Annotated in this window: 11 protein-coding genes and 1 pseudogene; 8 read left to right on the top strand and 4 right to left on the bottom strand. The window is 57.6% G+C overall.

Annotated elements, in window-relative coordinates; genetic code table 11:
* Positions 1–240 precede the first annotated feature (240 nt).
* Positions 241–561, bottom strand: a complete 321-nt coding sequence (locus HMPREF1292_RS01835; protein WP_023018487.1) for a hypothetical protein — start codon at positions 559–561, stop codon at positions 241–243.
* 126 nt (positions 562–687) lie between these two features.
* Here HMPREF1292_RS01835 and HMPREF1292_RS01840 point away from each other — a divergent pair, with 126 nt between their 5' ends.
* The 5 genes from HMPREF1292_RS01840 to HMPREF1292_RS01860 all read left to right on the top strand — a co-directional run bounded on the left by HMPREF1292_RS01840 (position 688) and on the right by HMPREF1292_RS01860 (position 5097).
* The gene (locus tag HMPREF1292_RS01840; protein ID WP_232217999.1) at positions 688–1329 is read left to right on the top strand and encodes an NADPH-dependent FMN reductase; all 642 of its coding nucleotides are present in this window, start codon (positions 688–690) and stop codon (positions 1327–1329) included.
* Between the two features lie 47 nt (positions 1330–1376).
* Positions 1377–2558 (top strand): sensor histidine kinase, encoded by a 1182-nt coding sequence (locus tag HMPREF1292_RS01845; protein ID WP_034644980.1) that lies wholly within the window; start codon positions 1377–1379, stop codon positions 2556–2558.
* A gap of 17 nt (positions 2559–2575) precedes the next feature.
* The gene (locus HMPREF1292_RS01850) at positions 2576–3283 is read left to right on the top strand and encodes a response regulator transcription factor (protein ID WP_023018490.1); all 708 of its coding nucleotides are present in this window, start codon (positions 2576–2578) and stop codon (positions 3281–3283) included.
* A gap of 146 nt (positions 3284–3429) precedes the next feature.
* The gene (locus HMPREF1292_RS01855; RefSeq protein WP_023018491.1) at positions 3430–4362 is read left to right on the top strand and encodes an ABC transporter ATP-binding protein; all 933 of its coding nucleotides are present in this window, start codon (positions 3430–3432) and stop codon (positions 4360–4362) included.
* A 3-nt stretch (positions 4363–4365) separates the two neighbouring features.
* Positions 4366–5097, top strand: a complete 732-nt coding sequence (locus HMPREF1292_RS01860; RefSeq protein WP_023018492.1) for an ABC transporter permease — start codon at positions 4366–4368, stop codon at positions 5095–5097.
* An 18-nt stretch (positions 5098–5115) separates the two neighbouring features.
* Here HMPREF1292_RS01860 and HMPREF1292_RS01865 read toward each other — a convergent pair whose 3' ends face one another.
* The gene (locus HMPREF1292_RS01865) at positions 5116–6165 is read right to left on the bottom strand and encodes a hypothetical protein (protein WP_023018493.1); all 1050 of its coding nucleotides are present in this window, start codon (positions 6163–6165) and stop codon (positions 5116–5118) included.
* A 130-nt stretch (positions 6166–6295) separates the two neighbouring features.
* On the opposite strand from HMPREF1292_RS01865, the gene HMPREF1292_RS10335 reads away from it, so the two are divergent.
* On the top strand, positions 6296–7654 hold the full coding sequence (locus tag HMPREF1292_RS10335) for an MFS transporter (protein ID WP_023018494.1): 1359 nt from the start codon (positions 6296–6298) through the stop codon (positions 7652–7654).
* A 28-nt stretch (positions 7655–7682) separates the two neighbouring features.
* Here HMPREF1292_RS10335 and HMPREF1292_RS01875 read toward each other — a convergent pair whose 3' ends face one another.
* Positions 7683–8756 (bottom strand): hypothetical protein, encoded by a 1074-nt coding sequence (locus HMPREF1292_RS01875; RefSeq protein WP_023018495.1) that lies wholly within the window; start codon positions 8754–8756, stop codon positions 7683–7685.
* 78 nt (positions 8757–8834) lie between these two features.
* Here HMPREF1292_RS01875 and HMPREF1292_RS01880 point away from each other — a divergent pair, with 78 nt between their 5' ends.
* The gene (locus tag HMPREF1292_RS01880; protein ID WP_023018496.1) at positions 8835–9080 is read left to right on the top strand and encodes a type II toxin-antitoxin system Phd/YefM family antitoxin; all 246 of its coding nucleotides are present in this window, start codon (positions 8835–8837) and stop codon (positions 9078–9080) included.
* Positions 9074–9181: pseudogene (locus tag HMPREF1292_RS10615) on the top strand (type II toxin-antitoxin system YoeB family toxin); the annotation flags it as partial. The gene HMPREF1292_RS01880 and the pseudogene HMPREF1292_RS10615, both read left to right, overlap by 7 nt.
* On the opposite strand, the gene HMPREF1292_RS01885 reads toward HMPREF1292_RS10615, so the two are convergent.
* Positions 9178–11250, bottom strand: coding sequence for a BCCT family transporter (locus HMPREF1292_RS01885; RefSeq protein WP_023018497.1), 2073 nt, complete (start codon positions 11248–11250; stop codon positions 9178–9180). The pseudogene HMPREF1292_RS10615 and the gene HMPREF1292_RS01885 sit on opposite strands and share 4 nt — an antisense overlap.
* Positions 11251–11556 lie beyond the last annotated feature (306 nt).

Here is an 11556-nt window from a genome sequence, read left to right on the forward strand (position 1 = left end):
TCCGCATCCCCTTTTGTCGCTTAACCCTCAACGACGGGTTATGCGAGGGATATGGGGACATGCGGGATATGCGACAAAAGTGTGCCCGGCCGGGGCCCGACCAGCGTATTGTGTCTTTTTTACAAATAGTGAACGAAAAAGGCCACTTTCAGCGGGCCTATTTGTAAAAAACGCACCAAACGCATGATCACCGGCGATGGAATGTCTTATCAGCACCGTGACGGGGTGAAGACCACCCGATTAACGCCGCGGTGGCGGCGCCATCCCCAGCGCAACATCCACGAAATCATCGAGTTTTTGCTGGTCTTCTCCACGCAACAAGATCGACAACATCCGCATAAGACCGTGGGCTATTTCTTGCTGTTCGTTTTGGGAGTACTCACTCTGCCCAGCGAGCTTTGCACCCTCGACACCTGCGCCTTCTACGCCCGCACCCTTGACACTTTCACCCTTGGGCGGGCAGAGCGCATCCACCCCGGCTTGGTAATTACCTTTGCGTAATTGTTGGAACACGCTAATTGCTTCCAGCCAGGCACATTCTTTGTCGACTGCTTGCGACATCGCAGGCTCCTTCCTTGCAGGCAAGATTAGTTCACGCAAATTTTGTTAGACTTCATGCTACTGAACTTAATTGTTCATCATATCTATTCATTAATAGTCAGCAAGCCTACTACGCACAAAGAAAGGATGTTGCGCATGAACAACCCAGCAACTGACAACACCCAAACAACACCCACCCAAGCAGCGCCCACACAGAAAGCGTCGGCAAGCAAGAAAAAGCAGATCACGGTGCTGGTCGGCAGCCTGCGCGGCGGATCATTCGCGCGCAAAATCGCCAAGCAAGCCATCGAATTACTGCCGGAAGATTGCACCGGCACCATCGTCGAAATTGGGCACCTGCCGTTGTACAACTTCGACTACGACGACCCAGAAGTCACCGATGTGCAGACCCCAGACTCCTACACCGAATTCCGTGAAACCATCAAAGCCTCCGACGGCATCTTGTTCGTGACCTCCGAAAACAACCGCACCATCCCGGCGTGCCTGAAAAACGCCATCGACATCGGCTCCAAACCAAACTCAGATGTCGCCTGGAAACACCTCCCGGCTGGCATCATCAGCCATTCCGTCGGACGCATGGGCGGCTACAGCTCGCAGAAGAACCTGCGCCTGGCACTCTCCTACTTCGACATGCCCACCCCAGGCCAGCCGGAGGTCTTCCTGGGACAGTCGCCGAGCTTGCTTGACGACGCCGGCGCGTTCAACAACGACAAAACCCGCGACTTCGTCGCTGACTACCTGCGGCGCTTCGCCGAACTCATGCGCTAGGTACGTGCCACGGCTCTAGGTTCGTGCCACGGCTCTAGACTGGCAGCATGAGCCTCATGCGGGATAAGTCTTTGTGGCGCCAAGTACTGGTGCAAACACCTGTTCTGGTGCTGCTGTCACTCGCAGACGTTGATTTCGATCCCGGTCTTACTCCCCGGCCCCCGGGGGCGCTTACCGCAGCTATCACCGCGGTGCTCTGGGTGGGTTTGTTGTGGCAACGCCGCCGCCCGGAGCCAGCGCTGATGCTATTGGCGGCAACACTGACCGTACTGGCGGTTGCCACCAATGGGTTTTCGTTGCTGGGCTATGCGGTGGTCTGTTGGCAAGCATATTTCATCGCCGCCAACCTGCCGGTGCGCCGCAAACTCTGGGTGACGTTGCTGCTGCTCGGCGCCGTCGGCACGCTGGTGCTGTCCACGGTGCGCAGCTATTTTTTCCTACACCAGATTCTCGGGCTGGATAGCACCCTTGGCCTGCAACAGTTTTTCGTTTTATATTCCGCGCTCATCTTCATCACCCTCCTTTCCATCGCGCTGTGTTGGCAGTTGGGGCTGCGTAGCCGCCGTCGACGCCTGCGATTAGAAGAACTCCACGCCCGCGCGGAACTCGCCGCAGTCACCGAGCGCACCCGCATCGCCCGCGAGATGCACGATATTGTCGCCCACTCGCTCACCGCGGTTATCGCGCAGGCCGACGGCGGGCGCTACGCCGCGCGCCATAACCCCGAGGCCGCACTGCAGGCTTTAACCACCATTTCGCACACCGGCCGGGACGCATTGACGCAAATGCGCCAGTTGCTCAGTGTTTTGCGTGACGACGACACCCGCGAGACATCCTCGTCGCCGGGTCTGGAACGCATCGAAGAATTGTTGCACGAGGCCCAGCGCGGCGGCGTGCATATCGATTGGCACGAGACCGGCACCCGTCGACAGTTAGACCCTGCCCGTGGATTGACGGTGTATCGCATCGTGCAGGAGGCACTGACCAACATCATGAAGCATGCCGGGCCCACCGACGCGCGCCTGGAAGTCGACTGGTCTGCGGCTTCGTCGGTACGCGTGAGCGTCGACAATGCTCCAGGAACCGGTGTGTATGAGGCCGTGGATTCTACCGGTCGTGGTTTGCAGGGCATGCGTGAGCGCGCCCGTATCCATGGTGGCACCGCGCGCTGGGGCAACTCGCAGTATTATGAAGGCGGTTTCAACGTCACGGTGGAGATTCCAACATGAGCGGTCAAAGGATGAACATGGACACGACGCGCCCAATCACAGTCGGGCTTGCCGACGATCAGCTGCTGGTGCGCACCGGATTTGCCATGGTGCTGGATTCGCAGGACGACATCACGGTGGCCTGGCAAGCCGACAACGGCACGGTGGCTATTAACCAGGCAGCGAATGATCCGGTGGACGTGGTGTTGATGGATATTCAAATGCCGGACACCGATGGCATCACCGCAACCCGTGAAATTTTAAAAATTCACCCGGATACGCGCATCATCGTCTTGACGACGTTTGAAAACGGCGATTATATTGTCGGCGCAATCGAAGCCGGAGCCAGCGGATACCTGCTCAAAGACAGCGAACCGGAAGATCTACTGCAGGCAGTGCGTACCGTGGATGAATCCACCGCGGTCATCTCTCCGAAAGCCACCGCCCGCCTGTTGCGCAGCATGCGCTCTGGCAACGCCGGAAGCTCGGGCGGCGTGGGCGTCGACAAGCAGCACCGCTCCAGCGACAACTCTGCAAGCGACAACACCGCGACAGAACCGCTCACCCCGCGCGAGACAGAAATCTTGCAGTTGATGGCCCGCGGGCTGTCGAACCAAGAAATTTCGCAGGAACTGTTTGTCTCCATGCCGACGGTAAAAACCCACGTCACGCATATTTTGCGGAAAACCAACTCGCGTGATCGGGTGCACGCGGTGCTCTATGCCGTGCATCATGGGCTGGACTAGGCTGAGCTAGACTGACCGCCCCCTCGGAGGCTGGGCCGCACGCACCGCACTGCCCCACAAAACACAACCTCATACTCCGGTATGAGGCCTGAATTTCCACCCGCAGCACTATATACACAGCTAGCAGCTGCTGCCATACTGGTGGCATGATCACAGTTGAACAACTAACCAAAAAGTATGGCGCGAAAACCGCCATCAAAGATTTGACGTTCCAGGTCCCCGACGGGGCGGTCACGGGCTTTTTGGGCCCCAACGGTTCCGGCAAGTCGACGTCTATGCGCTGCATCCTCGGGTTGGATAAGCCCAGCAGCGGGCAGGCCTTCGTGGATGGCACGGAATTTTCCCGGGTGCGCAACAAACCCGCGCAGGTCGGCGCTTTGCTGGAAGCCACCTGGTTTAACCCGGGCCGCAGCGGGCGCGCGCACTTGCGGGTGCTGGCCTACGGCGCGGGAATCTCTGCTGCCCGTGTCGACGAATGCCTGGAAATCGTGGGCCTTTCTGATGCCGCGAACAAAAAGATCGGCGGATACTCACTGGGCATGAAACAACGCCTCGGTTTGGCCGGCGCGTTGTTGGGTGATCCGAAACACCTGATCCTCGACGAGCCAGTCAACGGCCTGGACCCAGAAGGTGTGAGCTGGATGCGGCACACCATCCGCCACCTCGCTAGCGAAGGCCGCGCGGTGCTGGTTTCCTCGCACTTGCTTTCCGAGATGGAGCAGACCGCCGACCGCCTAGTGGTGATTGGTCGCGGTGAGATGATCGGCGAATACAGCATGGAGGAATTTCTGCGCGGCGGCACCAAAGTGGTGGTGGAAACCGGTGGCGACGACGTCGACAAGCTCACGCAGCGTTTGCAATCAGCCGGGTTGGACGTGTCGACGCGGGATGCTGGCGCGTTGGCGCTGGAGGTTCCGGAAAATACGGAGGAAATTGAAATCCGCCGGCTCGTCGGCAAGCTGTCTGCCGAACACCAAATCCCAATTATTGGTCTGCGCACCGAATCGCAGAACCTGGAGCAGCGTTTCTTGACTGCTACCGCCGATGCCCAAGAATATTCCACCCGGAAAGGCGCTTAAACCATGAATGTAGTCCGCTCAGAAATTGCAAAACTAACGAGCCTGCGCAGCACGTGGGTCTACGCGATCCTGCTGGTGGGTTCGATTGCTGGACCGGTCGTGTTGATGGGGCTGTTCGCCTCGGATGCTACGACGGATTTTTATTGGAATGACCTGCTGATTGCCGGGGGGCTGTTTCAGATGCTCGCGATTATCTATGCTGCGGCATCGACCTCACGCGATCTGGCGCACGGCATGCACGGGCAGGCATTTTTGACCCAACCGCAGCGTTGGAACTGGTTAGCGGCAAAAATGCTGGTCACCGGGGTGTTTGTGCTGGTGTTGCTGGCGGTTTCTATCGGGATATCGCTCGTGGTCGCGCCAGTTTTTGGTTTGCACCTAGATTCCAGTGAAGCCACCAGCATCCTGTGGGCTGTGCTCATTGGTTACCCGTTGTATGCCGTGGCTGCGGTTGGTTTGGCCGCGCTGGTGCGTTCGCAGATCGCGGCGGTCGGGCTACCGATCGTCTGGATGCTGATCGTCGAGCAACTGCTGGCCTCTGCCGCGATGATCTACGAATTCCTACGCCCAGTCGCCCAATTGCTGCCTAACACCACCTTTGAATCGTTGACCACCGGCTTCGCTTTCTACGACTACATCCACACCGGCTGGGCTGGTGCCGCAGTGCTTATTGGCTGGCTGGTCGTGCTGTGTGGGCTGGGCTTTCTCGCCAACCAAAAGCTCGATGTGAAGTAGGGGTTACGAATTACCCGATCACCCGCGCCGCTGCTGCACGTACAGCACACCGCCGAAAAACGCCCAGCACCAGTGCGCAATAAGCAAGAGCAGCATTGGGGTGCCGACGATCATCCACGCGTTATGGCCGCTGGCGTTGGTCAGTTGATTCAAGCCCGCAACCACCGTTCCAACCGGGAATACGCAGGACCACCAGGTGGGGTTATATGCCATGGTATTGCGGAAGACTTGCGGCCAGTTTTTCGAGGCCGCGATGAGCAGTACCGGTATGCCGATCACCATAATCACCACACCGGATACGTAGGCAAAATGGTCCCAGGGTGCGCTGCGCCCCAACAACTGCGCCCCGGCTGTGGTCTGGCCAATCACACCAAGGGGAATCCAATAAATGGTGGTGAAGTTCAGCGGCATTTTTAATTTCTGTCGCGCCAGGCCGATATACACCGCTACCAGGACCGGGACCGCCGTAATCATTGGCATCAACAGCCCCACCACGCCAATGGCATGCACAAGAAACGACAACGTTCCGTTACCACCGGTATCAGTGATGTGCTGGGACAGTGTTCCCGCCGGGGCTCCGGCCACCGCAGGCGCAAGCAGCGGTAACGCCCAGGTGAAGTTGGCCGCCGAATACTGTGCAGACGGCAAATAAACCAGGTACCGGACAGTCACCACGAAAGCGAGCACAGTACCGAAAATCCAGTAGACGGTGTGCAACCACCACCAGCCAAGAACCGCCGAGGTAGCCATCGACAGCGAAAGCACCCCCATGGCGGTCATCGCCCAAGCTGGGAGGTGTTCTGCCACAAACGGTGGGTTATGGTGTCGAACAAATCCGACAATCACCCAAGCCAGCATGAACGTCGCAACGAAATACCAGGCCACAGCCGCTGCGTGACCGACGGCGTTAGCTCCCCAGTAGGCTTCGACGCCCAGTGTGAGCGCCGCCGTACCCATCACAGACGCCGCCCACCCGGGGCCAGCGGGCGGCAGGCTCAGTGCAGCGCGTTTCGGTCGCGGCGCGGGCGGTTCGTGGTGCAAGTGGGGCGTTTTCGTCACCCACCCCATTCTAGACGCGACCTACATCACAGTAAGGTCGGGGCCCAATTTTCATCAACTATTGTTTGCCCCGGTCACAGTGCTATTGTTTTGTCAATCAGATGATCAAGATAGGCAAAACTCAGCAATAAGGACCACCGTGGCGCGACCGAAAACCAGCCAGCAAGGGCGCATGCAGTCCGGGAAGCAGCTGCGCGTTCTTGCCGACGTCGCCACGCCATTTTTTGCCGCCGAGTTGCTGATGAACCTCGCGCTGACGGTCCCGCACGCGATTTTGACGCCGCTGCTGCTGGACAAGGGATTAACCCTGTCGCAGATCCTGCTGGTCCAAGCCGGTTTTAGCGTCGCGGTATTGCTCTTCGAATTCCCCTCGGGCGCCATCGCAGACATGATCAGCCGTCGCACGCTGTATTTCATTTCCCGGCTAGTATTCTGCGCGTTCTTCCTGGTAGTGATCTTCGGGCACGGCTTTCCGTTAATGCTGCTGGCCTGGGTCATTTATGGCTTGGCGACTGCCTTAGAATCCGGCACCCTGGATGCCGCGCTGATCAACAATGCGAAAAACCGGCAAGGCGTATCAGCAAGCACGGTGGATGGCCTAGAGGGCACGGTGGGTGCGCCGGATCATGTTGAATCACGCATTTCCTGGTTGGTGCGCAAGGAAGGGCAAAGTGCGTACCTCGGCATGATGATCGGCAGCACCATCGGCGCACTGCTGTATTTGTCGGTGGGCGCGAATATTTATTTCATTTCTGTTGGAGCCACGGTGATTTCCGTCGTCACGATCGCGTTGTTCTTCCGGATCCCGGAGCAACACAAGGTGGCAAGCGTTGGCGAGAATGAAGCCGGGGCGAGCGTCGACAAGCATGATGCTGCACGGATTGGCGGTGCGCTCAGGCTGTGGCAGGAGCTTAGATCACACGCGCGTGCGACCGTGGAGGAGATGCGGAATTCGGCGGCGTTGCGGCAATTTTTGCTGCTTGCGGTGATCGCGCAGGCGTTTTTACAGTTGCATTTTCAATTGTGGCAGGCCGTCGGCTTGGAAAAGGGCTTCGGAGAGTCGCACCTGCTGTTTTTATATTTGCTGTTTATCGGGATGGCGTTTGGTGCTTCTTTTATTCGCCCGGAGGTGCTGTTCCAGCGGCGCGCGCTCGTGGTTGCCGGTGTGGTGGCGTTCCCGGGGTTGGCGTGGCTGTCGTATCTTGTCGACGGCTGGGTATACCTGGTGTTTTACGGGGCGCTGGCGTTTTTACTGATCGTTTTTGCCAACTATTCCGCCTTCGGGGTGCGGCGGGCGTCGTCAGTGGAACGCATCGGTGCTGTGACCTCGCTGGTGGGCGTCGTCGGGCGCATAGGGGCGATCGGGGTATTGGCTGTGGCCTCAGTGTTTGTGAATTTTTATAGCGCGGCGGCGGTGGCTTCCGGCGGGTTCGTGGTGCTGGTCGTGTTGGGGCTGGGATGGGTTGGTCTGCGACGGTGGCAAATAGGGCAAAAGTAATTAGTCCACGGGCCCCGGGCAGATCGAACTAACCGCGCCGCTGCTGAACATAACGCACACCACCGAAAAACGCCCAGCACCAGTGCGCAATGAGCAGCAACAACAGCACATTACCGATGCCAATCCACATGACTTGCCCGCTGGCGTTATTCATTTGGTTAAGGCCCGAGACCACAGTTCCCAACGGGAACACGCAGGACCACCAGGTCGGGTTATACGCCATGGAATTGCGGAATACTTGTGGCCAGTGTTTCGAGGCCGCAATAATCACTACGGGAATGCCGATTACCATGGCCACCACGCCAAAACCGTAGGCAATACTGCCCCATGGTTCGCTGCGCCCCAACAACTGCGCCGCGGCCGTAGCCTGACCGACCAACCCGAGCGGGATCCAATAAATAGTGGTGAAATTCAGCGGTATTTTTAGTTTCTTCCGCCCCAACCCACTATAAATCGCCACCAGCAACGGCACAGCTGTCACCAACACCAGCAACAAACCGACTACGCCGATAGCGTGCACAAGAAACGATAGTGTGCCGCTACCACCGGCATCGGTGATATGCCGGGCGAGCATTCCCGCCGACGCCGCGTTCACCACCGGCGCGAGCAACGGCAATGACCACGTGAAATTCACCGAAGAATATTCAGCCCTGGGCAAATGCACTAGGTGGAACAGGTAACGAATCGAAACCACGAAAGCCAGCACCGTGCCGATTGCCCAGTAGAGAGTATGTAACCACCACCAGCCGAGCACCACAGACGTCGCCATCGACAACGCAAGAATCCCCATCGCCGTCATCGCCCACGCCGGGAGGTGTTCGGGCACAAACTGCGGGTTGCGGTGCCGCACAAACCCCGCAATGATCCACACCAGCATGGCCGTCCCGATGAAATACCACGCCACCGCGGCGGGGTGCCCGGCACCGCTGACACCCCAGTAGATTTCTACGACCTGCGCGAGCGAGGCACTGCCCATCACCGCAGCAGCCCATGCGGGCCCGGCTGGTGGCAGGGTCGGCGGAGTTGCTGACTGCCCAGTGCTTTCCCGCTGCGCTGCGGGCGGTTCATGGTGCAGGTGCGGCGATTCGGTCACCTGCTTCATTGTAGGAGCACAAAGATTGCCACCATAAAAGCACCAGCGTAAAATTTCTGTACCGATAAAAAGAAGCGTGAGGCGCCTATGAAAACCATGTCTTTTTCCGATTCACAAGCACACTATGCTGAGATGCTTGATACCGTGGCTAATGATCGTGAAGAAGTCATCATTACACGCGCAGGACACGAGCCGGTAGTGGTCGTCTCCCTTGATGATTATGAATCATTAAAGGAAACCGTATACCTACTCAAAAGCCCGGCTAACGCTCGCCGACTACTAGCCTCAATTGAACAGCTCGAAAATGGCGAAGGCACTCAACGGGATTTCTAGGCTATTGGTCTCGGAGAATCACAGATGAGCACCGGCTAGTTTATAAAATTTTCGGCGATGAAATTCGCATTGCCTCCTGCAGATACCACTACGGACGTTAAGACCCGCTAGAGTTTCCAGACTTCACGTCGCCAGTATCACCAGCGTCGTCAGTGTCAACAATGTCGTTAGCGTCGTCAGTATCGCCAGCGCCACCAGCGTCGTCAGTATCGCCAGCGTCGTCAGCGACATCTCCGCCGTCCATCGCAACCTGCTCGGCTATCCCACGTGCAGCACGTTCAGTCGCTTCGTACGGTTCTACATCTTCCAGGTACTCGCCGGTCTCGTAATCGTATTCAATGGCGCGCCCCTGCTCGTCGGTGCGCGTGTACCAACCAACATTCTCGGTGGCATGCGAATCCCAGTTACCACCAGCAGAATAATCGCTATCCGGTGGGCATTCCTCAATCGACAACGCAAAGTTGTCGCCGTATTTCGACACGCCTTGTTTTACCGAATTCGCCACCAAGCGGTCGCCATAAATCCGGCGCACGGTAAATGGGTCATTCCGCAGCTCTTTGAACAATGCCACTGACATCAAAATCAAAATGAACGCGAACGGCAACGCCGTAACCACCACCAGGTTCTGCATACCGCGTAGCGCGTCCTGTCCGCCCGAAAGCAAAATCACTACGGCGATACCAGCCATACATAAAACCCAGAATGTCGTAATCCACGGGTTCGGGTTAGGGTTACCTTTTTGTGATAGCTGCGAGTTCACCAATGACGCCGAATCTGCCGTCGTCACGAAGAAAATAATCAACACCACGATGATGATCGGCGCAATAATGTGCGCGCCCGGCAACTGGTCTAGCACCACAAAGAAAATCTCTTCTGGGGCCGGCATCGTATCTGCCGTGCCATCAGGCGCGATCGAATGATCACGGTTTTGCAGCCAAATCGTCGTACCACCCAGCACAGCAAACGCCGTCATGATGATGGTCGACGGAATAAACAACACACCCAGCACAAACTGGCGGATGGTGCGCCCACGCGAAATCTTGGCGACGAACACCCCGACGAATGGTGCCCAGGAAATCCACCACGCCCAGTAGAACGTGGTCCACGCAGACAAGAACGCCTGCATCTCTTCGCCTTCCCCCATGTGCGCGGACATCGCATCACCGAACGATGCGAAATACTCGATCATCACCGCTGGCAATGCGTTCATCAAAAACGCGGTCGGGCCAACGACAAAGAAAAACACCGCGATGCCGATCGAGAGCACCAAGTTGATATTCGACAGCACTCGGATGCCTTTGGCCACGCCGGAGACTGCCGAGGCGATCGTCGCAATGGTCAGCACCATGATGATGATCAGTGCAACCGTATTGCCCGCCGTCGACCAGCCAGAGACCACTTCGAACCCGCTGGCGATCTGCAAAGATCCAATACCCAATGTGGCGGCGGTACCGAACAGCGTGGCAATGATCGCCAAACCATCAATAATGCGCGCTGGCAGCGAATCCGTCGACCTATTGCCCAGCAGCGGCAGCATGATCGAGCTCATCAGCGGTACGCGGCCGCGTCGGAAAGAAACATAGGCGACGCACAAGCCGACGATTCCGTAAATCGCCCAGGCACTCGCGCCCCAGTGCAGCGTCGACTGCACCATTGCACCCTTGATTGCTTCTTCGCTGGCGGCCTCATACGCGCCCGGCCGTGGGGATAAATAGTGGCTGAGCGGCTCATACGGCCCGAAGAAAATAATGCCGATGCCAATGCCAGCCGCAAACAGCATCGCTGCCCAGGACAACGTGGAATACTCCGGCTTCTCATCGTCCAACCCCAGCGGGATGCGTCCGTATTTGGAGAACGCGAGCACCAGTAGCACAAAGAACAGCACCACGGCGATCATGGTGAACACCCAACCCAGGTTGGTCATGATCCAATCCAGGGCCGTGGAGGAGACATCAAAAACCTGTTCCGGAGCCAGCACGCCCCACAGGATGAACGCCACAACCAAGCCTCCCACCACGGTGAGCATGGGCTTGTCGACGCGATAGCGGATCTTTTGATCCTCCACGGACACGCCCGGCACCATCGCGGGGTGAATATTGTGCGGGTACGTCACCTCCCGCAAGATGCGTTTGGCTTTTGTGCCCGCACCTTCGGCATCATTTTCCGCCATCGCCGCTCTCCTTGTAGCTGTTCTTCAATTCTGGGGTGTGTTCTCTTTGCTGTTTTTGCCGTTTTTGTTGTTTTGCTGCTCCCAGCATTTCTCAACAAATTCCGAGACAACTGCTAAGCAACTATAAGGCAGGCTGTCGCATAAATCACGTTACATATTCACGCCCCACTATTGGCCAGACGGCCAAGTTTATGGCAGACTAGCGGAAGTCGACTTGGCCACCCGGCCAAATAGGTCGCGTTCGCACTACAGATCGCAGCCTGCACCTCAAGTAAAACCTCAACACAGATCTCAACCCATATCTCA

The organism is Corynebacterium sp. KPL1995 (assembly GCF_000477935.1).
GTDB lineage: Bacteria > Actinomycetota > Actinomycetes > Mycobacteriales > Mycobacteriaceae > Corynebacterium > Corynebacterium pseudodiphtheriticum.